Annotated in this window: 16 protein-coding genes and 1 pseudogene; 9 read left to right on the top strand and 8 right to left on the bottom strand. The window is 65.2% G+C overall.

Features of this window, described 5'->3' with window-relative positions:
* Positions 1-58: 58 nt before the first annotated feature.
* The 6 genes and pseudogenes from GCT19_RS43365 to GCT19_RS18080 form a co-directional block, all read left to right on the top strand.
* Positions 59-187, top strand: a pseudogene (locus tag GCT19_RS43365) (MgtC/SapB family protein); the annotation flags it as partial.
* Between the two features lie 151 nt (positions 188-338).
* A complete protein-coding gene (locus GCT19_RS18095; protein ID WP_152852678.1) occupies positions 339-1,691 on the top strand; it encodes a hypothetical protein in 1,353 nt (450 codons plus the stop codon).
* Positions 1,692-1,854: 163 nt separating this feature from the next.
* Positions 1,855-2,013: a hypothetical protein gene (locus GCT19_RS42780; protein ID WP_013092910.1), complete on the top strand. Its 159-nt coding sequence runs from the start codon at positions 1,855-1,857 to the stop codon at positions 2,011-2,013.
* A gap of 481 nt (positions 2,014-2,494) precedes the next feature.
* Entirely contained in the window at positions 2,495-2,809 is a 315-nt protein-coding gene (locus GCT19_RS18090) for a hypothetical protein (RefSeq protein WP_013092912.1), read from the top strand.
* Between the two features lie 215 nt (positions 2,810-3,024).
* Positions 3,025-3,900, top strand: a complete 876-nt coding sequence (locus tag GCT19_RS18085; RefSeq protein WP_254898514.1) for a 3-hydroxyacyl-CoA dehydrogenase family protein — start codon at positions 3,025-3,027, stop codon at positions 3,898-3,900.
* Positions 3,901-3,989: 89 nt separating this feature from the next.
* Positions 3,990-4,601, top strand: a complete 612-nt coding sequence (locus GCT19_RS18080; protein ID WP_152852677.1) for a flavin reductase family protein — start codon at positions 3,990-3,992, stop codon at positions 4,599-4,601.
* Between the two features lie 4 nt (positions 4,602-4,605).
* Here GCT19_RS18080 and GCT19_RS18075 read toward each other — a convergent pair whose 3' ends face one another.
* Positions 4,606-6,045 carry a polyhydroxyalkanoate depolymerase gene (locus tag GCT19_RS18075; protein WP_152852676.1) on the bottom strand — a complete coding sequence of 480 codons (1,440 nt, stop codon included), beginning with the start codon at positions 6,043-6,045 and terminating at the stop codon, positions 4,606-4,608.
* 239 nt (positions 6,046-6,284) lie between these two features.
* Between GCT19_RS18075 and GCT19_RS18070 the strand changes: the two genes are divergently transcribed.
* On the top strand, positions 6,285-6,938 hold the full coding sequence (locus GCT19_RS18070; RefSeq protein ID WP_152852675.1) for a glutathione S-transferase family protein: 654 nt from the start codon (positions 6,285-6,287) through the stop codon (positions 6,936-6,938).
* Positions 6,939-6,982: 44 nt separating this feature from the next.
* On the opposite strand, the gene GCT19_RS18065 is transcribed toward GCT19_RS18070, so the two are convergent.
* The 3 genes from GCT19_RS18065 to GCT19_RS18055 all read right to left on the bottom strand — a co-directional run bounded on the left by GCT19_RS18065 (position 6,983) and on the right by GCT19_RS18055 (position 12,524).
* Positions 6,983-8,956 carry a methyl-accepting chemotaxis protein gene (locus GCT19_RS18065; RefSeq protein ID WP_152852674.1) on the bottom strand — a complete coding sequence of 658 codons (1,974 nt, stop codon included), beginning with the start codon at positions 8,954-8,956 and terminating at the stop codon, positions 6,983-6,985.
* A 182-nt stretch (positions 8,957-9,138) separates the two neighbouring features.
* Entirely contained in the window at positions 9,139-11,781 is a 2,643-nt protein-coding gene (locus GCT19_RS18060) for a heavy metal translocating P-type ATPase (protein ID WP_152852673.1), read from the bottom strand.
* 95 nt (positions 11,782-11,876) lie between these two features.
* Positions 11,877-12,524: an FMN-binding negative transcriptional regulator gene (locus GCT19_RS18055; RefSeq protein ID WP_013092919.1), complete on the bottom strand. Its 648-nt coding sequence runs from the start codon at positions 12,522-12,524 to the stop codon at positions 11,877-11,879.
* A gap of 295 nt (positions 12,525-12,819) precedes the next feature.
* Here GCT19_RS18055 and GCT19_RS18050 point away from each other — a divergent pair, with 295 nt between their 5' ends.
* Entirely contained in the window at positions 12,820-14,238 is a 1,419-nt protein-coding gene (locus GCT19_RS18050; protein ID WP_193727414.1) for a DUF1254 domain-containing protein, read from the top strand.
* Positions 14,239-14,449: 211 nt separating this feature from the next.
* Entirely contained in the window at positions 14,450-18,232 is a 3,783-nt protein-coding gene (locus GCT19_RS18045) for a DUF748 domain-containing protein (protein WP_152852671.1), read from the top strand.
* Positions 18,233-18,910: 678 nt separating this feature from the next.
* Here GCT19_RS18045 and acnA read toward each other — a convergent pair.
* From acnA to prpC, 4 genes are all read right to left on the bottom strand, one after another.
* The gene (gene acnA, locus GCT19_RS18040; RefSeq protein WP_018438460.1) at positions 18,911-21,625 is read right to left on the bottom strand and encodes an aconitate hydratase AcnA; all 2,715 of its coding nucleotides are present in this window, start codon (positions 21,623-21,625) and stop codon (positions 18,911-18,913) included.
* A 42-nt stretch (positions 21,626-21,667) separates the two neighbouring features.
* Positions 21,668-23,119 carry a bifunctional 2-methylcitrate dehydratase/aconitate hydratase gene (locus GCT19_RS18035; protein ID WP_152852670.1) on the bottom strand — a complete coding sequence of 484 codons (1,452 nt, stop codon included), beginning with the start codon at positions 23,117-23,119 and terminating at the stop codon, positions 21,668-21,670.
* Positions 23,120-23,143: 24 nt separating this feature from the next.
* Positions 23,144-23,647 carry a hypothetical protein gene (locus GCT19_RS18030; protein WP_013092926.1) on the bottom strand — a complete coding sequence of 168 codons (504 nt, stop codon included), beginning with the start codon at positions 23,645-23,647 and terminating at the stop codon, positions 23,144-23,146.
* A 101-nt stretch (positions 23,648-23,748) separates the two neighbouring features.
* Positions 23,749-24,936 carry a bifunctional 2-methylcitrate synthase/citrate synthase gene (gene prpC, locus GCT19_RS18025; protein WP_152852669.1) on the bottom strand — a complete coding sequence of 396 codons (1,188 nt, stop codon included), beginning with the start codon at positions 24,934-24,936 and terminating at the stop codon, positions 23,749-23,751.
* Between the last annotated feature and the right edge of the window lie 56 nt (positions 24,937-24,992).

Genomic DNA, 24,992 nt, shown 5'->3' with positions numbered 1-24,992 from the left:
CCTAGCATAAAGCAAACGCCTCGCGCTGACACCTCGAGTCAAGCGTCCGAAATGCTCTGCGAACGAGTGCGACGAAGTGATCATCACGCTGCATCGCGTGTCGAATGCGGAATACGAGTCGATCTGCGCGCGCCTTCGGCAATTGCAGCGCGTGCGGGAATTCCGGGGCGACGACGCGAGGTCGTGAAAGGCGCGAGGGGTCCGAAAGCGCGCAAATCGTCGGGGAATGGCTTCGGCGCGGGCGGAGCGCCATGCGACAATGCTGGCTCTAAATATTCCAACGGCAATGACGAGCGGCATCCGGCGCCCCGTTCCTGGCGACGACCGCTTTTTCCTCTATGGCAGATTCCGTAGCATCCCCGCAGTCCAGGCCCCGGCGCGTCGCTTCGAAGAAGCAGCGGCAGGGCGCCGTCTCCACTGAAACCGAAAACAAGCTGGCGCGCGCGGCGCGCTCGGCGCAACGCCTTGCGCAACTGAGCGGCGTCGGGCGCGACGACAGCACACTCGATCTGTTCCCCGACGATCCAACCCGCGCGACGCTCGAGGCAATGAACATCGACGTCCGCCAGGGCACGCTGCACGGGTTCGAATTGCCCGATGTGGTGCTGCAGGCAGTCGGCGCATTCGATGAACCCACGTCGCTCGACAAGGCCGCGCGTCGCACACCGCGAGCGACGAAGCTGGATGCACCGATGCCGGTGAACGAGCAGTTGAGCGGGTTTGACGTCGAGCCGCTGATGGCGACTGCGGACGCGCCCGCGAGCAAGCCCGCGCACGGCGCGCCCGACGATGCAACGCCGAACGCCGAAGCAGTCACCGACGACAAACCCACTCCGCCTTCGCGCGAATCATCCGCGCCGCTGAGTTCGGCGATGGCCGCAGCGACCGTCGCGCGCAGCGTGACCGCGTTGCGCCAGGCGGCCGAAGCGGAGTCGGCAGCGACGGCGGGCGCTGGCAAGCCGCAGCAGCGTTTCGCCGCGACCTTCGCGAAAGCCGCGACGGCATCGCGCGATGCGTCCGCGGCGGCGGTTCCAGCTTCGTCCGCGACGTCCGCCGCGACCGAAAGCAGCAGCGCGAGCACGCAGCCCACCTCGTCAGAGGCTGTAACGGCGAAACAGGACGACAAGCCCTCGACCACCGCGTCCTCGACGACACCCCGGCCCGCGTCCGCAGACAACCACGCCGGATTCGCCACGTCATGGCGTGACGCGCGCCGCACCGACGCGGCCGCCGCCGCGCTACGCTCGGAACCGGAACTCGACCGCGCGCGTGCCACCGCGTTCGCCGATACAGTCGATGCGCTCTACGGTGTGATCGCCGATCAACGCCGCGCCGCGACCGATCATTCGCGGCGCGTGAAATGGATGCTGTCGATCGTGGTCGGTGCGCTGCTGGTCACGGTGGCGATCGGCATCGCGCAGACACTGCTGCTGATGCGCCTCACGCGCGAGACGACGGCCCAGCAACAGCGCATCGAACAGATGATGCAGACCCAGCAAGCGGCGATGGTGAGCCTGCTCGACGCGCATACCGCGATCGCCGCGTCGGCGACCGCGAATGCCGCGCCGGCGCCCGCCGCCACTCCTGCCACTCCTGCCACTGTCGCGCCCGCCGCGCCCACCCAGCCCAGCGCCACGCCGACCCACGCGAGGCACGCTCGCCCTCAGCACGGCCGCCCGTCCGGTCGCTAAATGGGGGATGTTGTCGGGATGCAACGCATCCCGACCCAATGACATCGCGACAACCCGCCGCACAGAAATTTTGCTGCATTGCACTAGCTTTTCCCCAGGGGAAACCCCTATAATCATGACTAAGGGAAAACCCTAGCAATGCAGTCACTAACCGGGAGTCGCCATGAGCTACATCTTTGCACTGTTCCAAAAGGTCAGCGACCTCTTTGCGTCGCCCCATCTGCCGCTGGATTCGGACTACTCGTACGCAGCGCGTGCCCGTGAAGCCGAGCGTCTGCGCCGCGCGCAGTCCACGCTGTTCGGCATCAAGCTGACGGACTAAGACTAGCCGTACCGTCCTGAGCGCGAGACGACGCGCCGGGACGCGCACCCTCGGTGCGCTGATCATCAAGCCACTAATCGCGAAACGCGAATAGTGGCTTTTTGTTTTTTTTGGATCATTTTTATCGCACCGCACCATTGCGCGGCGGGACTTGCCGCGTCAGCGCCTAGCCTGCTGCATCGGTCCGCATCCTTGCGAAATATTTCGGGGCCGAAATGAATGTAACCGGCTCTCACGCTGATTCAGCGGGTAGAACGACAGCGGCGCCGGGCAAGCCTTGTTGAATGCAGCAAGAAAGCGAAACCGCGCTTCCATCCTCCGTCCCCAACTATGAAATGCACGCTTACAAGTGCTAACGTCTTCATGCGATCCGGGCCGCTAAAGTGGGTCTCAAGCGTACGGCGTCTGGTTCGGAAGCGAATCGCAAGATCCGAACAAACACGGACGCTGGCCTGGAATAAAACTTTGACGGGAGGTCATTATGAAAACCTTTGGCAAGGCATCGCGCTCGCTGATCGCAACGCTGCTCGCGGGCGGCGCACTCGTCGCGGCTGGTAGCGCCTTCGCGCAAGACCGCGTGATCGTCGGGCACGGCCCGGCGCCGGTCGTGTACGGTCAACCGCACATGATGCCGGTGGGCTTGTCGATCAACATCGGCTGGCACGGCGATCGTTACTGGGACGGCCACCGCTACTGGGCGCACGACGACTGGATGCGCCGTCATCCGCACGACTACGATCCGCACCACCGCGGCGGCTATCGCGACGATCACCGCCCGCCGCCCCCGCGCTACTAACGCGCACCTGATCGCGCCGCAACGGGCGGCGCGACTCCACGAAGCCGGTCTTCCCTCCACGGGAAGGGCCGGCTTCGTCGCATTTGGGCCTGCAAGTCCGACCGGGGGAATGCAGCGTGCTGCGCTATGCTTCGGGACTTTCATCGACGGTTGCGGGAGCGCGTGTGGACAAGACGACGCAGGATGTAGCGATAGGAGTGGTGGGCACAGGACTGATGGGTGTCGGCATTGCGACGCAGGCCGCGCTGCATGGATACCGGACGATCGTGCACGACGTCGATCCGGCCCGGCTCGCGAGCGTCGCGCCGAAAGCGCAAGCGGTCCTCGACGAACTGATCGACGCGGGCCGGATCGACGATGCCGCCAAACAGGCGGCGCTCGCGCGCATCGAAACGCATGTGCAACTCGACGCGGTCGCGCAAGCGCGCTTCGTGATCGAGGCGATTCCCGAAGTGCTCGAACTCAAGCATCGCCTTTACACGACACTGACCGGCCTGCTCGCCGATGATGCGATCCTCGCGAGCAACACCAGCGGCTTCCCGCCCGACCAGCTCGCCACACCGCTTCGCGCGAAAGAACGCTTCGTGATCGCGCATTTCTGGAACCCGCCGCACATGATTCCGCTAGTCGAGGTCGTGCCGGGCACCGAGACAGCACCCGAAGTCGTGCAGCAAACCGCTGCGCTGATGAGCGCGATCGGGATGGAGCCGGTCGTGCTCGCGAAGGCGATTCCGGGCTTCGTCGGCAACCGGCTGCAGTTCGCGGTGCTGCGCGAGGCGTTGCACATCGTGCGTTCGGGGGCGGCAACACCCGAGGTCGTCGATCGCGTGATGAAGGCTTCGCTGGGACGCCGCTGGGGCATCGTCGGACCGTTCGAAAGCGCGGATATGGGTGGACTCGATACGTTCGTCGACATCGCGTCGCATCTGATGCCGCAACTCGCAAAGGACGAGGACGTGATCGATCTGCTGCGCGCGCAGGTCGACGCGGGGCGGGTCGGCGTGCGCAGCGGCGCGGGTTTTCATGACTGGGACGAGGCGCGCATCGCGCGGGTCAAGGAGGGGCGCAAGCGCGTGATCGGGCGCGGCTAGTGCTGTATAAATAGCCGTTCCGTACCCGCTTCTGCGCCGCTTTTTGCGCCACCCATCACACGAGTCTCAAGCCAACCCCGGGCCAAGTCATGTCTCACTACTTCTATGACCCCGCCGCCGGTCACGGCCTGCCGCACGATCCTTTCAAGGCGATCGTCGCGCCGCGGCTGATCGGCTGGATTTCGTCGCGCGATGCCGACGGCACGCTCAATCTCGCGCCATACAGCTTTTTCGGCGCGTTCGCGACCTTTCCGCCGATCATCGGTTTCTGCAGCGAGGGCCGCAAGGACAGCGTTGCCAACATCGAGGCGACCGGTGAATTCGTGTGGAATCTCGCCACCCGGCCGCTCGCCGAGCAGATGAACCGCTCGTCGGCGCCGGTCGCACCGCACGTCGACGAGTTCGCACTGGCCGGGCTCACGCCCGCGCCGGGCCGCAACGTCGCGGTGCCGCACGTGGCCGAATCGCCGGCCGCGCTCGAATGCAAGCTGCTGCAGATCGTGCGTCTGCATGACGTCGACGGCAAACCGATGGACAACTATCTGTCGCTCGGCCAGGTGGTCGGCGTGCATATCGACGAGGCGTATCTGAAGGACGGCCTGTTCGACACGCATGCCGCACAGCCGATCATGCGCGCGGGTTATCGCGCCGACTATGCGCAGATCGGTGAAATGTTCCAGATGATCCGGCCGACGTCCTGAACGCTCAGGGCGTCGCGGACGGCGGCTTGCGTGAGGACTGCGCGGACGACTGGGCCGCGCAATCGCTGTTGCCGCTCCCGCTCCCGCCTACGGGCGCATCCACTTCCACCCCGACAACAGAGGCCGCGACCGGCGCGGCCGCCGTGACTTCCGCCGCGGTCGCCGCGGGCACCGGCTGGATCGGACGCGCGCGCGAACTGACGAGCACTGCGCGCGGTTCGTTGTCGTAAATCACGGCCCGCACGCGCGGATAAATGTGCCGCTCCCAGCGACGTCCGCTAAATACGCCGTAGTGTCCGACGCCCGTTTGCACGTGATGCGTCTTCAGATACGGCCGCAGACGATCGCACATGTCCTGCGCGGCGAGCGTCTGACCGACCGCGCAGATATCGTCCTTTTCGCCTTCCACGGTCAGCAATGCGGTGCGGCGAATCTTCGACGGCTCAACCAGCCGCCCCTCCACTTCGAGTGCGCGCAGCGGCAGCGCATGCTGCTGAAAAACCGTGTCGACGGTCTCCAGATAGAAGTCGGCCGTCAGATCCATCGTCGCGAAGTACTCTTCGTAGAACGTGCGAATCGTGTCGGCCTTTTGCGGATCGCCCTTGCCGCGCTCGCAGTACATCGTTTCGAACGAGTCGGCGTGGCGGCCCGGGTTCATCGCCATGAACGAGGCCAACTGAACGAAGCCCGGATACACGCGACGCTGCGCGCCGGCAAAGCCGAACGGCACCGCGCTGATCAGGTTGCGCTCGAACCACTCGATCGGCCGGCTCCTCGCCAGTTCGTTAACACGGGTCGGATTGATGCGCGTGTCGATCGGGCCAGCCATCAGCGTCATGCTGGCCGGCTGCGCGGGATGGTCGTCGGCGGCCATCAGCGCGACGGCCGCGAGCGCCGCGACGGTCGGTTGGCACACCGCGAGCAGATGCGTGCCAGACCCGATCGTCGCGGTGAAGTCGATCACGTGGCGCACGAATTCGTCGAAGCCGAAGCGGCCTTCGCCGAGCGGCACGTCGCGCGGGTTGTGCCAGTCGGTGATATAGACGTCGTGCTCGGGCAGCATCGTGCGCACGGTTGCGCGCAGCAGCGTCGCGAAGTGTCCCGACATCGGCGCGATCATCAGCACGCGCGGCTGCGGCGTCGAAAGCACGGCGTCCTTGCGAAAATGCAGCAACGAGCAGAACGGCGTGCGTGCGACGACTTCCTCGACCACCGCGACCGGCTCACCTTCGGTGACGACGCTGTCGATGCCGAACGGCGGCCGCTTCGGCGTGAGTCCGCCGAGTATCAGCAGTTCGCAGGTCGCGCGCAGCGAGCGTCCGTGGGGCGTAGCCGCGAATGCGGGCCACGCATCGAGCGAGTGGTTCGCCAGCGCCGCGCCGTGTCGCAGCGGTAGCAGCATGTCGGCGCAGGCCTGATAGGCGGGATAGGCGAACAGATTCATACTTTCACTCGAATGCGCCGGAAAAACAGGAACCCGAATAAAAGCAAGTGGTGCGCCAGGCGCTGGCGCGCGTCGCCCGGTGTGCCGCGGTATGTCGCGGCCTGTCCGCGTGCGTCGGCATATCACTTGCATGCGTAGGCGAAACGGGCCGGCCTTGCCGCGCTTTGGTGCGCGCGCGCACCGCGGCGTGCATACCTGCAGGCACGCGCGGCGCGATACCCGATCTGGAGGACACACGCATGGGAAATACTACGCTCACGATTAGCAGCAGGAACTATTCGTCGTGGTCGCTGCGCGGCTGGCTGCTGACGAAGTTCAGCGGCTTGCCGTTCGAAGAGATCGTGGTGCCGATCGACGACCCCGCGACGCGCGCCGAACTTCTGCTGCTCTCGCCGTCGATTCTGGTGCCGTGCCTCGTGCACGACGGCGTCAAGGTCTGGGACACCCTGGCGATCGCCGAATATCTGAACGAGCTGAAGCCGCAAGCCGCGCTGTTGCCGCACGAGATCCGCGCCCGCGCGCATTGCCGCTCGATCTGCGGCGAGATGCATTCGGGGTTTGCGTCGTTGCGCTCGGCGTTGCCGATGAACCTGAAGGCGCATTTCCCGGGCTTCAAGGTCTGGGCCCGTGCGCAGTCGGATATCGAGCGGATCGTGACGATCTGGCGTGAATGCCTGAAGGAGTACGGCGGCCCGTTCCTGTTCGGCGAGCGGACCGCGGCGGACGCGATGTACGCGCCGGTGGTCACGCGTTTCGTGACCTATGACGTGCAACTCGATCCGGATATCGTCGAATACGGGCAGTACATCATGGCGCTGCCCGAAATGCATGAGTGGATCGCGCTCGCGCGGCAGGAGATCGAGGAGATCGACGAGCTGGATGTCGAGTTCTGAGCGCGGCGGGCGGCGTGCGTCGCCGCCCGCAGTAAGCAGATCCGTCAGCCGCGCTCGCCTTCCAGCTTGAACACGCTGACCAGTTGCGCGAGCCGCGCAGCCTGCTCGCGCAACTCGGCCGCCGCGGTTTCCGCATCGACGACGATGGTTGCATTCTGCTGCGTCGCCTCGCCGATCTGCGTGACCGCCCGGTTGACCTGCTCGATGCCGCCCGACTGCTCGCGCGACGCGACGTTGATCTCGCTCATGATCGCGCGGACCTGACCGACCTGAGTGACGATTCCCTGCATCGTCGCGCTCGCTTCTTCGGCAATCCGAAAGCCGCTGTCGACGTTGGCGCTCGACGCCGCAATCACTCCCTCGATCTCTTTCACCGCCGCCGCGCTGCGCTGCGCGAGCGCGCGCACTTCCGACGCGACGACCGCGAAGCCCTTGCCGTGCTCGCCCGCGCGCGCCGCTTCGACGGCCGCATTCAGCGCAAGGATGTTGGTCTGGAAGGCGATGCCCTCGATCACCGTCGTGATCTCGGCGATCTTCTGCGACGAGCGGCCGATCTCGCCCATCGTCGACACCACGCGTTCGACCGCGCGGCCGCCTTCGAGCGCGGCGTCGGAGGCTTGCGTGACGAGCGTATTGGCCTCGGTCGCGTGATCGGCGTTCTGCTGCACGGTCGACGTGATCTGCTCCATGCTCGCCGCGGTTTCCTCGAGGCTGCTTGCCTGGGTCGCGATGCGCATCGCGATGTTGCCGCTGCCGGCGGCGATTTTCTCGGTGCCCGCCGACATGTCAGCCGACGCGTTGCGCACCTGCGCGACGATGCGCGCGAGTCCTTCGCCGATGCCGTCGATCGCCTGCATCAGGCGGCCGATCTCGTCGGCGCGGGCGCGGCCGTGCTGTGCGACGCGTACGCTCAGATCGCCCGCGGCGAGACGCTCGGACGCCCGCGCGGCTTCGTCGAGCGGACGGCTGACGAGCCGCCGCACCGCGATGAGGAACACGATCGCGAACAGGCCGACCAGCGCGAGGCCGAGCAGCAGGAATTGGTTGCGGGTGCGCACGACGTCGGCCATCACTTCGTCGCGCGGCGCGACGCCGCCGACGAGCCACTGCCACTCCGGTACCGTGACGAACGATACGAACTTGTCGCGCGCGTCACTCTCGGCGAGCGTCGCGTCGGCCGAGCGGTAGTCGAGCTCGCCCTGCTTCATGTCGAGCATGCGCTGATAAGGTGCGTTCGCGTCGTCGGCTTTCTGGCCTGCGGCGGCCGGATGCACGAGCAGCTTGCCGCGCTCCGCGCCGCTCGACGCGTCGAGCACGAAGTAATAGCCGCTCGAGCCGATCTTCAGCGCACGGATGCCGTCCTGGACCGACTGGATCTCCTTGTCCACGTCGACGCCGACGAACAGCGCGCCGATCACGCGGCCGCTCGCGTCGGTGATCGGCTTGTACTGGGTGATCATGCGCTTGCCGAACAGCGCGGCGAGGCCGGTGTACGTGCGGTTCGCGAGCAGCGGCGCGTACGCGGGCCCCTTGCGGTCGAGCAGCGTGCCGATCGCGCGGGTGCCGTCCTGCTTCTTCAGCGACGTGGTCACGCGCACGAAGTCGTCGCCGCTGCGCGCAAAGATGGTCGCGATCGCGCCGCTGCGTTGCAGGAACTGGTCGGGAATCGTGAAGTCGAGGTTCAGCACCTTGTCGCCGGCTTTGAAAGTCGGCGTCGCGGTGCCGCCGATGTCGACTTTCTGCGTGTCGTCGAGCGAGAAGTCGGTGGGCAGGAAGCTCGCGAATAGCGTCATCGACCGATCGACCTCGGCCGACAGCGCCTTGTCGAACAGTGCGATCATCGCGGCGATCGAACGGTCTTTTTCGGCGATGCGCGCGAGCACCTGGTCGCGCACCTGGTCGCCGGCGGCGCGTGCGAGCGCCCACGCGAAGGCGCTGAAAATTACCGCGACCAGTACGCACGAGAGCACGGCAAGCCGTACGCCGACGCTGGCGCGGCGCGAGAAGAGTGATTTCATGGGCAGGCGTGAAATGGGGATAGGCGATGCTCGTCGGGTGTGGCCGCGATCGGCATCGATGATTGGTTTACGGCTCGGGAGACGGCGGGCTTGAGGGTGAATGAAAGCCGGCCGCAACAGGCTGAAAGGGGCCGCAACGGGCCCCCCAAAAAAGGACTAGCGGGAAGGTGTTCCTGCGCGGCTCAGCGCGTCTGATCGACCGCGCGACCGGGCGCTGTGCGCCACGTCCGCAGCAGCAGCGCATTCGTGACGACGCTGACGCTCGAAAACGCCATCGCCGCGCCCGCGAGCATCGGATTGAGCAAGCCGAACGCGGCCAGCGGAATGCCGATCAGGTTGTACACGAATGCCCAGAACAGGTTCTGCTGGATCTTGCGCCAGGTTTTGCGCGAGATGTCGATCGCATCGGCGACCAGCGCCGGGTCGCCGCGCATCAGCGTGATGCCGGCGGCGTGCATGGCGACGTCGGTGCCGGTTGCCATCGCGATGCCGATGTCGGCGGCGGCGAGCGCGGGGGCGTCGTTGATGCCGTCGCCCGCCATCGCGACGATGCCGGCGTGGCGCATCTTCAGGTCGCGGATCACGCGGGCCTTGTCGTCGGGCAGCACCTCGGCGTGGAATTCGTCGATGCCGAGCGCCCGCGCGACGCTCGCCGCACTGCCGTGGTTATCGCCGGTCACGAGCACGCTGCGGATGCCCATTTGCGCGAGCCGCGCGACGGCAGCGCGCGCGCTCGGCTTCACCGTGTCGCCGAACGCGATCAGCGCGAGCGCTTCGGGGGAGTCGGGCGCGCGCGTGATCAGCCATGACACCGTGTTGCCCGCCGCTTCGAGTTCCCTTGCGCGGTCGGAGAGCGCGGGCGGCAGAGCAATGTCGAGCTCGCGCAGCCAGCGTGTGCTGCCGAGCGCGAGCGTGCGGCCGTCGACGTCGGCTTCGACACCCCGGCCGGCAACGGCGCGAGCGGCGGTGGCGCTTGGGCCGCCTTTGTGTTCGCCGGCCATGTGCCCGAGTTGAGCCTCGTGCGCGCGCACTACCGCCCGCGCCAGCGGATGGTCGCTGTGCCGCTGAACCGCCGCCGCGAGCGCGAGCGCTTCGTCGCGGTCCATGCCGCCGACCGGCTCGAACGCCGTGACCGATGGCTGGCCGAGCGTCAGCGTGCCGGTTTTGTCGAACGCGACGATCGACACGCGATGCGCGATTTCGAGCGCTTCCGCGTCCTTGATCAGCACGCCGTGGCGCGCGGCGACGCCGGTGCCGGCCATGATCGCGGCGGGTGTCGCGAGTCCGAGCGCGCACGGGCAGGCAATCACCAGCACCGCGACCGCGTTCAGGATCGCGGTTTCCGCGCCCGCGCCGGCGATCAGCCAGCCGATCAGCGTCAGCGCGGCGAGCGCGAGAATCGCCGGCACGAAGACCTCACTGACGCGGTCGACGAGCCGCTGGATCGGCGCCTTCTCGGCCTGCGCGCTTTCGACGAGTCGGATGATGCGCGCGAGCGTCGTCTCTGCGCCGATCGCGGTGGTCGTCACCACGAGCGCGCCTTCGCCGTTGATCGAGCCGGCCGTGACGGCGTCGCCGGTCTGCTTCGGCACCGGCAGGCTTTCGCCGGTGATCAGCGCTTCGTCGATATGTGTGCGGCCTTCGAGCACCGCGCCGTCGACCGGCACGCGCTCGCCCGGCCGCACGATCACGATGGTGCCGACCCGCACCTGTGCGAGCGGCACCTCGCGTTCGCCCGCGCCGTCGCGGATGCGCGCCCGTTCGGGGCGCAGCGCGTTGAGCGCACGGATCGCGTCGGTGGTCTGGCGCTTCGCGCGTGCCTCGAGCCATTTGCCGAAGCGCACCAGCGTGATCACGACCGCCGATGCCTCGAAGTACAGATGCATCGTGTCGCCCGGATGCACCGCGAGTTCGTAGACGCTGACGCCGTACGCCGCCGATGTGCCGAGCGCGACCAGCAGGTCCATGTTGCCCGCGCCGGCGCGCACCGCGCGCCAGGCGGCGCGATAGAAGCGCGCGCCGAACACGAACTGGACGATCGACGCGAGCACGAACTGCGGCCACGCCGGCAACATTGCGTGCAGGCCGAACCATTCGCCGAACATCGGCGCGACGAGCGGCAGCGTCAGCAGCGCGGACGCGACGACGCTCGCGAGGTCGCGGCGGGTTTGAATCTGCTTGCGGTCGACGGCGGGGGTGGGCGTCGTGTCGACGATGTCGCTGACGTCGCCAGTCGAGGCGGCCGTAGCTGCCGTCGTCTCGGCCGGACCGACAGCAGCAGGCGGCGCGCTCAGCGTCGCTTCGTAGCCGGCTTTCCTGACGGCGGCGATCAGCGCGGCGGCATCGGCGGATGCGGTGCCTTGCTGATGAACGATGGCGGTTTCGGTTGCCAGATTGACCGACGCGCGCGCGACGCCAGGCACCTTCGCGAGCGCCTTTTCAACGCGCAACGCGCAGGCGGCGCAAGTCATGCCGCCGATCTCCAGTTCAGTGCTTAGCGGCGTGACGGCGGGTGTCGTGGTTTGCGTCGCGATTGTCTGTTCGGCGACATCGGCGGTCGCGACCGGTGTCGCTTCGTATCCGGCCTTGCGCACGGCATCGGCCAGTTGCTCAGGCGCGAGCGCCGCGTCGCTTTCCACGCGGGCGCGCTCGGTTGCGAGATTCACCGATGCGCGCGCCACTCCCGGCAGCTTGGTCAGCGCTTTTTCGACGCGGCTCGCGCACGACGCGCAAGTCATCCCGCCGATGTCGAGTTCGACGACGCGCGTGGGTGAAGATGAGGCGGCAGCGTCGGCGGGGCGCTGCGGGTTGGCAAGTCCGGTCATGGCAGGCAAGGCTCGTGGCGGCATTGGGCCGCATGGTGAAGCCAGTATCGACCTTCCCATGATGGGAAGGTCAAGACCGGATTATGCGGCCGCCGTCAAAACGCCGGCGGCGCATCGAGCATCGCCTGTCCCACCGCTTTCTGTTGATCGCCGTCGCGCGCGAGCAGCGTTTGCGCCGCGCCGCGCCGGTCTTCGGCCGCCTTGTTCTGGCCGAGCTTCCATTTGCCGACGAGGCGCGTCACCTCGATCTCGATACCGACGATCGCGCCGAGCATCTGTGCGATGTAGTCGGCCGGCGCGTCGCCCATCTTCCACGGCACCGGCTCGCCGGCTTCCATCTTGCGCGTGAGCCGCGCGACGAGGCCGCGCACGAACGATTCATCGTCATGCACCACAATCCTGCCATGTGCATGCACGACCATATAGTTGTAGGTCGGCACCTGCTTGTGCGTTTCGTGTTTGCTGGGGTACCAGCTCGGCGAAATATAGGCGGTGGGCCCCTGGAAGATCACGAGCGCTTCGGGACTAGCCGCGGCTTCCTGCCAGACCGGGTTCGCCCGCGCGACGTGCGCGCGCAGTACCAGTCGTGACGAATCCGCCGCGTCCGCCTGCGCCTCGAACGGCAAATGATTCGCATCGAGCCCATTGGGGCCGTGCGTAATCAGCGCGCCGAACGGGTGCTCGGCGATCAGGCGGTGAAGAACCTCTGGACGGTTCTCTTCGAAATGGGCGGGCATGTACATTGAAACGCTCCGAATGCAGGACGACGAAAGAGTGGGGGCGAATCGGCAAGAAGGCGGTTCGACGGACCCGCAAATCAAAAAGCATGACGCGCTCGCGCGAGCCGTTGGCGCGGGAACATAATGTGGCAACGACGCTGCTTTGTGCTTGCCTGGCTAGGAAGGATACGATACAACGCGAGGTTGTCGGAATCGCAATCCGCGGACTCGCTGCGCAGTGTTTCGGGAGAACCGCGCATGCACGTGGCGCTGCACACCGGCATCTCCTATAGGACTGCATGCTCCGCACTCTGAACGAATGATAAAAAATCTCCGAGAACTGTTTTTGCTGCAACGAACCTGCGTATCGCTCGCGGGTCTCGCACTGCTGGCCAGCTGCGCGTCGACCCCCACTGCCACGCAACAAAGCAACGGCTGGGTCAAGGACGAAGTCGCCGACTCGTACGTATTCGGCTATCCGCTCGTGCTGATGAGTGCCGCGCGCGATGCGGCGGTCGGCACCGAGCCGGGCCAGGCTCCGTTCAACACGCTGCGTCACGCGCAGGCGCTGCCGCCGATCGGCGCGACCAACCCGCCGCAGCCGAGCCTCGACACGCTCGACTCGACCGGCTGGCTCGACCTTGCCACCGAGCCGGTGATCCTCGCGCTACCTGATTCACATGGCCGTTACGTCGATGCGCGCGTGCTCGACATGTGGACCAACGTCGCTTGGTCGACCGGGCCGCAGCTCGCCGCGGGCACGGGCACCGCGAAGGGCCTGCGCGCGCAGACGATCGCGTTCGTCGCACCGGGCTGGAACGGCGAGTTGCCGAAGGGCGCGAAGCGCGTCGAGGTGCCGACCCGCAACGCATGGATCAGCGTGCGCATCCAGTCCGGCGGCGCGCGCGATCTGAACGCGGTGCGCAAGCTGCAGCAAGCGATCCGTCTTGAACCGCTGAGCGTGTTCGTCGGCGACGCGGAGCCGGCGGTGCCGCCGCGCGGTTACGCAAGCGGCGTCGCGGGCCCGAGCCGCACGCCGGCTCAGCAGGTCGCCGCGCTCGACGCGAGCGCCTTTTTCGGCCGTCTTGCCGACGCATTGCCTGACAATCCGCCGACACCGGCCGATCCGCACGCGCTCAAATTCCTCGCCGACCTCGGCGTGACGCCTGGCGATCCCGTGAAGCTGCCGAAGTCGTCCAATGTGCTCGCGGCCGGTCTCGCCGACGGTCGCGAGCGCGTCGCGACGCCGCCGTCGAATCTGCTGAGCGCGAACGGCTGGAGCTGGTTCGGCGACGCCGTCGGCAACTATGGTCCCGACTATGGATTGCGCGCCTATGCGGCGAGCGCGCAGTTGGGGATCGGAACGAAGGATGACGAAGTCCGCGCGGTCGTCACGCAGGACAGCGACGGCAACACGCTGAACGGCGCGAATCGCTACGTGATCCACTTCGCGGCGAACCAGCTGCCACCGGTGCGCGGATTCTGGACGATCACCGCGTACACGAAGGATGGCGCGCTGAGCGAGAACGCGCCGGCGCGGCTCGCGGTTGGCGATCGCAATGGCGCGCGCCGCAATCGCGATGGTTCGCTCGACGTGGTCGTGTCGTCGACGCGCAGCCGCACCGGCAACTGGCTGCCCGCACCGCGCGCGGATATGCAACTGGTGCTGCGCCTGTATGCGCCGAAGCCGCAAGCCGCCGACGGCAGCTGGCAGCCGCCGCCGGTCGTGCGGCAATGATGTGAACGGCGCGCGGGCAAACCGCGCGCCGTCCGGTTTCGTTATTTAACGCTCGCGAGAATTCTTCGCGGGAAAGCCGGTCAGTCAGCAGCACGAATCGTGAAGGCGGGCCTGACATTCCTGTCTAACCATTGATTCAAGACTTATACTGCCGCTTGCGGGATCTCTGTTTTTCGCGGCGGGCTTGCCGCCGCATTCCTCCACATCGAGCATGGCAAGCCTCAATAAAGCATCGTTAGCCTCCTCCATTCAGACTGTGCGCGCAGTCGCGCAGTCGCACCGTACGCGGCGAATTCTCGTCGGTCTGTTGATCTTCGTCGTCGTGATCGGCTTGCTCGGCTTTTTCGCGGCGCCGCCTCTGATTCGCCATATCGCGAGCCAACAACTGAGCAAGCAGCTCGACCGGCCGGCGTCGATCGGCCGTATCGCGCTCAATCCGTACACCCTGCGTTTCGAGGCCGACAACGTGCATATCGGCGAGCGCGGCGGCGCGGGTGACTTCGTCGATATTTCGCGGCTCATCGTGAAGCCGTCGTGGAGTTCGCTGTTTCGCGGCGCGCCGATCGTCGACGAAGTGCAGGTCGATTCGCCTCGCTTTCATCTCGTTCGCCTCGATGCGCAGCACTTCAATTTCAGCGACCTGATCGAGAAGTTCGCGAATCAGCCGGCAACACCGAACAGCAAGCCGACGCAGTTCTCCGTCTCCAACATTCGCGTCGAAAACGGCCAGGTCAAGTTCGACGACCGCGTGCTCGGCACGAGCCACGTGATCGATCAATGGAAGCTCGGCATTCCGTTCATCGCGACGCTGCCGTCGAAGACCGATATCTTCGTCGAGCCGCTGCTGCGCGCACGCATCGACGGCGACAGTCAGCTCGCGATCGACGGCAGGACCAAGCCGTTCGCGGCGTCGCGCGAGTCGGAAGTGTCGCTGCGCTTCGACGATCTCGACGTGCCGAAGCTGGTGTCCTATGCGCCGTCGAAGCTGCCGGTGATCGTGCAGTCGGGCAAGCTGTCCACCGACCTGAAGCTGAACTTCGTGATGGCGAACGATACGCCGTCGCTGCGCGTGGCCGGCACCGTCGACCTGAGCGATGTCGACGTGCAGGATCAGGGCAAGGCGCCGTTTTTCGCCGCGCGCACGGTGCATGTGGCGGCTGCATCGCTCGAACCGTTGAGGAGCGTCTATCACTTCGACGATATCCGCATCGACGCGCCGAGCGCGAGTCTCGCGCGCGACAGGAACGGCGTATTGAGCGTCGAGCATATGTTTGCGCCCGCGCCGGAAAAACCGGCGGCAAAGGAAACCGCGAACGCGAATACCAAACCCGAAACCGCCGCCGCCGAAAAAGCGGCCCCACCGTTCGACGTCGCGATCAAACGTTTCACGCTCAGCGACGGCACCGTGAAAGTACACGACGAGGCTGCGTCTCGTCCGGTCGAAGCCGGTCTGCAAAATCTCGCGGTTACGTTGACCGATTTCTCGACGCTCTCGGCGGCGCCGGCGCACTACACGCTGAACACGAACCTGAAGGAGGGTGGCGGTTCGCTCGCCGCTGATGGCACGGTCGGCCTCGCAGCGAAGACGGCGAGCGCGAAGCTCGATTTGAAGTCGCTGAAGTTGCCGCCGCTGCAGCCGTATCTCGACACCGCGACGTCCGCACAGGTGCTCGACGGTGCGTTGTCCGCCACGACGAAAATCGACGCGAACTGGTCGAAGTCGCCGATGGCGCTGATGGTCGCGGACACGCAGCTGGACATGCAGGCGGTGAAGCTCGCGGCGCGCGGCGACAAGACGCCGGTGATTTCGCTCGCGCAGGGCAACGTGGTAGTCAAGCAGGTCGACGTCGCGGCGCGCACCGCCGACGTGACGAGCGTGGCCGCAACCGGCCTCGCGGTCGACGCGCAGCGCCTGAGGGACGGCACCATCAATCTGAACTCGCTCGCGGGGTCGCATCAACAGGCGACGGAGCGCACGGCGATTCACGCGGCGAAAAAAGCGCAGGCCGAGGGCCCGGCATGGCGCTACAAGATCGGCGAATTGACGCTCAAAGACGCGACCGCCGAGTTCACCGACAACACGACGTCGCAGCCGGTCAAGCTGAGCTTTACGCCGGTGCAATTGAAGGTGCAGCAAATCAGCGACGACCTGAGCCGCCCGCTGCCGGTCGACCTGCAGGCGACGTTGAACAAAAAGGGCTCGCTCGGCGTGAAGGGCGACGTGACCGCGACGCCGCTGAAGCTGGCCGTCAAGGTCAACGCGAACCAGCTCGACGCGGCCGCGTTCGAGCCGTACTTCGGCAGCAAGCTGAACGCGTCGCTCGCGAGCGCGCTGCTGAATGCGAACGGAGATCTCTCGGTCAGCCAGGCGAAGTCGCTGAAGGCGAACTTTCGCGGCGACATGGCGCTCGTGGCCGTGCGGCTGATCGACAAGGCGACGTCCGACCTGTTCGCGGGCTGGGGCTCGCTTGCGCTGACGAACCTGAAGGCCGATTACGACGAGCACGGCGGGACCGCGGTCGATGCGGGGCGCGTGACGTTCTCGAAGTTCTATGGCCGCGTACTGCTCGACGCGCAAGGCAAGCTGAACCTGAAGGATGTGGTCGCGCACGAGGGCGGTACATCACAGTCGCTGACGCGCAGCAAGAGCGGTTCGCACCCGATTCCGCTGACGCCCGAGGCGGTGTCCGAGGCGGTCGCGGCGTCGGCGCCGGCGCCGGTCGCGGCAGCGTCGGCTGCAACGCCGGGCAAGGCAACCACCGCGGCTGCGGCCGCCGCCACGGCCGCAACGCCGTCACAAAACCCGGTCAAGATGCACTTCGGGCAACTGGTGTTGCAACAGGGCCGCGTTACCTACACCGACAACTTCATCAAGCCGAACTACACGGCGAACCTAGTCGACATTCAGGGCACGATTGGCGCGTTCGGTACGGAATCGACCACGTCCGCACCGGTCGACGTCGCCGCAAAACTCGCGGCCAACGGTCCGCTGACGATCCGCGGCACCGTCAATCCCCTGATTGCGAAACCGGCGCTCGATCTGACCGCGACCGCGCACGACATCGAGCTGACCAACCTGACGCCGTATTCGGCGAAATACGCGGGCTATCCGATCACGAAGGGCAAGCTCAACGTTGATCTGCACTATCAGCTTGCGAACGATCAACTGAACGCGAACAACCATCTGTTTATCGATCAGCTGACGTTCGGCGATCACATCGACAACGATACCGCGACCAAGCTGCCGGTGCGTTTCGCGATCTCTCTACTGAAGAACTCGCGTGGCGAGATCGACGTGAACCTGCCGGTGTCGGGCTCGCTGTCGAACCCCGAGTTCAGCATCGGCGGGCTGATCTGGCATGCGGTGCTCAATCTGCTCGAGAAGGCGGTGACCGCGCCGTTCACGCTGATCGCGCATGCGTTCGGCGGCAATGGCGAGGACCTCGGCTACGTCGAATTCGAGGCCGGCTCGGCCACGCTGACCGACGCCGACAAGCAGAAACTCGACACGATCGTGAAGGCGCTCACCGACAAGCCGTCGATCCGTATGGACCTGATCGGCCGCGTCGATCCGAAGGTCGACGAGCCGGCGCTGCGCACGCGGTACGTCGATCAGATGGTCAAGCGGCAGAAGATCAAGGATGCGGTGGGTAATGGCGAGAGCGTCGATCCGTCGACGATCACGGTCGATCAGGAAGACTACGACAAGTATCTGACCAAGGCCTACAAGTCCTCCGACTTCAAGAAGCCGCGCAACTTCATCGGCATGACGAAGACGCTGCCGGACGACGACATGAAGGGCGCGCTCGCGGCCAATGCGCCGATCGACGAAGCGAGCCTGCGGCAGCTTGCGCAGCAGCGCGCGCAGAGCGTGCAACAGTATCTGGAGGGCAAGATCGACAGCAGTCGCGTGTTTATCGTCGCGCCGAAGATGAATGCCGACGATATCAAGGACAAGGGTGCGACGACGCGGGTCGATTTCGGGTTGAAGTGATGGTGGGGCGCACCGAACGCTGCACGTCCTTCGCCGGCTCGGTGCATTCTCGTCGAGTTGGGCACCAGAAAAACAAACGCGCCGGACATCGCGTACCGGCGCGTTTCATACAGGACACGTCTTCAGACGTATCGATCAGGACCGTTCAGTCCTGCGGGATGCTCGCTGGCTCTTACCGAAGCCACGCGAGCGGCTTACATAGCAGTAGTCAGAGTCAGTATTCAAAGGCATTCCCTCCAAGGTGAATTTCATCGGTCAGCTTGCGTTGCATCAGGAGGACACGTCTCACGGGGCGCCGCAGCCAGGCGACGGCGTGCGGCCGTCATATGTGCGCTGTGCACTAGCGCGGCGCTGACGCCCGGGGGTGAGACGCATCCCACACACGTCTTCTCATGATCGAAGACGCCCTCGGCGGCTACTCCAACTACTTCAACTTCTTGCCGCCTCAAGGAAAATGTAAGGTATTTCGCGCGAAGAAGAAATTGGGCAGGTTGTCGCGCGGCACGTTGTCGTGATGCCGAACTTCGCGCCAGGTTCGAGTCCCCTCCGCACGCTGCATGGCACGCCGAGAAGAGCCCAAAAAAAAGCCCGACCTGAGGTCGGGCTCCAAAGTCGGCTGCGCCCTCCACAGGACGCAGCCCCTGCAAAACAGCGAGGCTACATGCGTTGCCGCGGGGCTTAAGCAGCCAGCAGCGAGCGCAGCACGAACGGCAGAATCCCGCCGTGCTTGTAGTAGTCGACTTCGATCGGCGTGTCGATACGCAGCAGCACCGGAACGCGCTTGTCGCCGTCCTTGCCATGGATCACGAGCGTGACTTCCTGTTGCGGCTTGAAGTCGTCGCCGAGGCCTTCGATGTCGTACGTTTCTTCGCCGGTGATGCCGAGCGACTGCACGCTATCCGAGCCCTTGAACTGCAGCGGCAGAACGCCCATGCCGACGAGGTTCGAACGGTGGATCCGCTCGAAGCTGCGTGCGACCACGGCCTTCACGCCCAACAGCTGCGTGCCCTTGGCCGCCCAGTCGCGCGACGAACCCGTGCCGTACTCTTCGCCCGCGAACACGATGGTCGGCGTGCCGGCGTCGATGTACTTCATCGCCGCGTCGTAGATCGACAGCTGTTCGCCGCTCGGCTGGTGAATCGTCAGGCCGCCTTCGACGCGCGTGCCGTCCGCCTTCGCCGGGATCATCAGGTTCTTGATACGGACGTTCGCGAACGTGCCGCGCATCATCACGTCGTGGTTGCCGCGGCGCGAGCCGTAGCTGTTGAAATCGGCCTTCTGCACGCCGTTTTCCTTCAGCCAACGGCCTGCCGGCGAGTCTTCCTTGATCGAGCCTGCCGGGCTGATGTGGTCGGTCGTGACCGAGTCACCGAAGATGCCCAAGGCGCGCGCGCCCTTCACCGGCGCGATGCTCGAAGCCGGCGTCATCGAGAAGTCCTTGCCGAAGAACGGCGGCTCGGCGATGTAGGTCGACTTCGGCCAGTCGTAGACCTGACCCTCTTCGCCCTCGATCTTGCTCCACAGGTCGCCCTTCTTCGTGAGCTGCGAGTAGTTCTTGCGGAACGCGTCGGCATCCATCGCGTACTTCAGCAGCGCGTTGACTTCTTCGCTGGTCGGCCAGATGTCGCCGAGGTAGATGTCCTTACCGCCCTTGCCTTTGCCGACCGGCTCGGTCATCAGGTCGCGCGTGATGTTGCCGGCGATCGCGTATGCGACGACGAGCGGCGGCGACGCGAGGAAGTTCGCGCGGATGTTCGGGTGGATACGCGCTTCGAAGTTACGGTTGCCCGACAGCACCGCTGCCGCGACGATGTCGTTCTTCGTGATCGCGTCGTTCAGTTCCGGCGTCAGGTCGCCCGCGTTGCCGATACAGGTCGTGCAGCCATAAGCGGCCAGCGTGAAGCCGAGCTTGTCGAGGTACTTCAGCAGGTCGGTCTTCGTCAGGTACTCGGTGACGATGCGCGATCCCGGAGCCAGCGAGGTCTTGATGTGCGGAGCGACCGTCAGCCCGGCCTCGACAGCCTTCTTCGCGAGCAGACCGGCGGCGAGCAGCACGCTCGGGTTCGACGTGTTCGTGCACGACGTGATCGCGGCGATCAGCACGTCGCCGTTCTTCACGTTGACGCCGTTGCTCGTCGTGTACTGCGCGTCGAGGTCGGCGGCCTTTTTCGCGAAGCCGTTCTCAGCGACCGGCTTCGAGAACAGGTCGGTGAAGGTCGACTTCACGTGGCCGATCTCGATGCGGTCCTGCGGACGCTTCGGGCCTGCCAGCGACGGCGCGACCGTGGCGAGATCCAGCGTGACGACCTTCGTGTAGTCGATGTCGCCTTCGGCCGGAATGCCGAACAGTTCCTGCGCCTTGAAGTAGTTTTCGAACGCCGAGATTTCCGCGTCCGTGCGGCCCGTGCCGTGGAAGAAGTCGATGGTCTTTTCGTCGACCGGGAAGAAGCCCATCGTCGCGCCGTATTCCGGCGCCATGTTGCCGATCGTCGCGCGGTCCGGCACCGACAGCGAGCGCGTGCCTTCGCCGAAGAACTCGACGAACTTGCCGACGACCTTCTCCTTACGCAGCAGTTCGGTGATCGTCAGCACGAGGTCGGTCGCGGTCACGCCTTCGATCAGCTTGCCCTTCAGATGCACACCGACGACGTCCGGCGTCAGGAAGTACACCGGCTGGCCGAGCATGCCGGCTTCGGCTTCGATACCGCCCACGCCCCAGCCGACCACGCCGATGCCGTTGATCATCGTCGTGTGGCTGTCCGTGCCGACCAGCGAGTCCGGGTAGTACACGGTATCCGCGCCGTCGGCCTTCTTGTGCACGCCGCGCGCGAGATACTCGAGATTCACCTGGTGAACGATGCCGACGCCCGGCGGCACGACCTTGAACGTATCGAACGCCTGCATACCCCACTTCATGAACTGGTAGCGCTCGTTGTTGCGCTGGAATTCCAGCTTCATGTTCAGGTCGAGCGCGTTCTTCTCGCGGAAGTGGTCGATCTGCACCGAGTGGTCGACGACGAGGTCCACCGGCACCAGCGGCTCGATCGACTTCGGGTTCTTGCCGACGGCCTTCGCGACGCCGCGCATTGCGGCGATGTCGGCGAGCAGCGGCACGCCGGTGAAGTCCTGCAGCACGACGCGCGACACGACGAACGGGATTTCATCGACGCGCGCCGCGTTCGGCTTCCAGTTCGCGAGTTGCGTGACATGGTCTTCGGCGATTTTCTTGCCGTCGTAGTTGCGCAGCACCGATTCCAGCACGATACGGATCGAGACCGGCAGACGGTCGATTTTGAGGTTCAGAGCCTTGCCGAGTTGCGGCAGGGAGTAGAACTTGCCTTTGCCGGAACCGCTGTCGAATTCCTTGAGCGTTTTGTGGAGGTTGTGGGCCATGGTGTTTTCCTTGGTTTGGATCGCGGAACTACAGTACTCAGCCTAGATGACGTAAAGATCGACGTATTCATTGACCGGCGTCGCTTCGAGCTTGGCCTGGTCGAGCGATACGTCGAGAATCGCCAGTTGTTGCTTGACCGGGAAGCGCCGCGCGAGGTTGGTCTTGAACTTCTCGACCAGCAACGGAATACCGTCTTCACGACGGCGCTTATGACCGATCGGGTATTCGACTACTACTTCCCCGAACTTCGACCCGTCGTTGAATTCGATCGTCAGTGCATTGGCGATCGAACGCTTCTCGGGGTCGTGATAATCCTTCGTGAACTGTGGGTCTTCTACGCATTCCATTTTCGCGCGCAACGCATCGATACGCGAGTCCTGCGCCACTGAATCTTCGTAATCGGCGGCCGTCAGACGGCCGAAAATCAGCGGCACCGCGATCATGTACTGGATGCAATGATCACGGTCGGCCGGATTGTTCAGCGGGCCTTTTTTATCGATGATGCGGATTGCCGCTTCGTGCGTGCGGATCGTCACGCGGCGAATGTCTTCGACGCCCCGGCCTTCGCGCGCGAGCTGCGCATGCAGCGCGAGCGCGGCTTCCGCGGCGGTTTGCGCGTGGAACTCGGCCGGAAACGAGATCTTGAACAGCACGTTTTCCATCACGTACGAGCCGTACGGACGCTGGAACCGGAACGCGTTGCCGTTGAACAGCACGTCGTAGAAGCCCCAAGTTTTCGCGCTGAGCACCGACGGATAGCCCATCTCGCCGGTCTTCGAGATCAGCGCGAGGCGCACGGCGCGCGAGGTGGCGTCGCCGGCGGCCCACGATTTGCGCGAACCGGTGTTCGGCGCATGGCGGTAGGTGCGCAGCGCCTGCCCATCGACGAGCGCCTGCGATACCGCGTTGATCAGCTCGTCGCGCGTGAGGCCGATCAGCTGGCCGACCACCGCGGTCGACGCGAGCTTGACCAGCAGCACATGATCGAGCCCGACCTTGTTGAACGAGTTCTCGAGCGCGATGCAGCCTTGAATTTCGTGCGCCTTGATCATCGCGATCAGGACGTCTTTCATCGTCAGCGGCGCTTTGCCGGCTGCGATGGCGGTACGCGAGAGCCAGTCGGCCGTCGCGAGAATGCCGCCGAGGTTATCGGACGGATGGCCCCATTCGGCCGCGAGCCAGGTGTCGTTGAAATCCAGCCAGCGGATCATCGCGCCGATGTTGAAGGCGGCCTGAACCGGGTCCAGCTGGAACGACGTGCCCGGCACCTTCGCGCCGTTGGGGACGATCGTGCCTGCCACGATCGGTCCCATCAGCTTGGTGCAGGCCGGGTAGGTAAGCGCCTCGAGTCCGCAACCGAGCGTGTCGATCAGGCAATGACGCGCGGTTTCCAGCGCGAGCGCGCTGTCGATCCGGTAATCCAGCACGTAGTCGACGATATCGACCAGGACGGCGTCCGGGGCGGGTCGTACGTTGGAGATCGGAGCGGACATCGGGGGCTTCCCTGGCGGCGAAAATCAGTTGCCGGTCTTGTTGATCGCGTTCGATTGCGTTGCAGCCGGCGCGCCCTGTTCCATCGCGACCGTCTTGCACTCGTCGGCGAGACGCGAGCTGTCCTTGTCCTGGAACAGCATGGCCTTCGTCGGGATCACGACGAGGTCCATCCCGGTTGCTGCGTCGTGGAAGCGATCGGCGCCCGTCGTGGTCGCTTCGCGCGGCAGGTTGTAGTTTTTGTTCGCCCAGTGAACCGTGACGATCTGGTCACGCTTCATGTCGCCTTTCATTTCGAAAGCCAGACCGTCCTTGCACGACCACTTTTCCGACCCTTCCGGGATCGGATCGACCTTTGCTTCCTTCACCGGATTGGCCTTGCGCTTGACCAGGCGGCGCGGCTCCGGGCGCTTGGCGACGGCCTTCTTCGTGGTGGTGGTGGCCGTGTCCGCAGCAGCGGCGTCAGTCGCGACGGTCAGCATCGTCGTAGACAGGGCGCCAATCATGGCGGCGATCATCAGCTTTTTCATGGAGAAAACCTTTCTATCAAAATCAGTTAAACAGTGCGCGGACGACCGGTCCGGCGGCCGCGCGGGTTGAACTGCACGCGCTGTGGAGCGCACAGCGACCGCTATTTTCTCCTATTTAGCGGCACGTACTTTAAATTCTCGGGTCCGATGTAATTCGCGCTCGGCCGGATGATCTTGTTGTCGATGCGCTGCTCGATGATGTGCGCGCTCCAGCCGGCCGTACGCGAGATCACGAACAGCGGCGTGAACATCGCGGTCGGCACGCCCATCATGTGATAAGACACCGCGCTGAACCAGTCGAGGTTCGGGAACATCTTCTTCGCTTCCCACATCACCGATTCGAGCCGTTCGGCGATCGAGAACAGCTTCATGTTGCCCGCTTCCCTCGACTGCTTCTTCGCGACTTCCTTGATGACCTTGTTACGCGGGTCCGAGATCGTGTACACCGGGTGGCCGAAGCCGATCACGACTTCCTTGTTCTCGACCCGGCGGCGGATGTCGGCTTCGGCTTCGTCGGGTGTCTGGTAGCGCGACTGGATTTCGAACGCGGCTTCGTTGGCGCCGCCGTGCTTCGGGCCGCGCAGCGCGCCGATCGCGCCGGTGATCGCCGAATACATGTCCGAGCCGGTGCCCGCGATCACGCGGCCCGTGAACGTCGACGCATTGAACTCGTGCTCCGCGTACAGGTTCAGCGACACGTGCATCGCGTCGACCCACGCCTTCGACGGCTCGACGCCGTGCAGCAGATGCAGGAAGTGGCCGCCGATCGAATCGTCGTCGGTTTCGACCTCGATGCGCTTGCCGTTGTGCGAGTAGTGATACCAGTACAGCAGCATCGAGCCGAGCGAGGCCATCAGCTTGTCGGCGATGTCGCGCGCGCCCGGCAGGTTGTGATCGTCCTTCTCCGGCAGCACCGTGCCGAGCACCGACACGCCGGTGCGCATCACGTCCATCGGATGCGCGGCGGCCGGAATCCATTCGAGCGCGGCCTTCACGTTGGCGGGCAGGCCGCGCATCGACTTCAGTCTGGTCTTGTAGGCGGTCAACTCGGCCTGCGTGGGCAGCTTGCCGTGGACCAGCAGGTAGGCGACCTCTTCGAATTCGCATGCCTCGGCAATGTCGAGAATGTCGTAGCCGCGATAGTGCAGATCGTTGCCGGTCTTGCCAACCGTGCACAGCGCGGTGTTGCCCGCGGTCACGCCCGACAGCGCGACGGATTTCTTTGGTTTGAAACCGCTTTGCGTTTCGTTGCCGCCTGTTGCGTCAGCGGCTTGCGTCGTCTCGCTCATGTTCCGCCTTCTCCTGTGTGCCGGCTCATCGCTGCTGCCGTTTGAAAAACGCGTCG

It is taken from the genome of Paraburkholderia atlantica, from assembly GCF_009362785.1.
GTDB lineage: Bacteria > Pseudomonadota > Gammaproteobacteria > Burkholderiales > Burkholderiaceae > Paraburkholderia > Paraburkholderia atlantica.
Note: the sequence above shows the minus strand (reverse complement) of the source record. Positions and strands in the feature narration are given on the sequence as shown.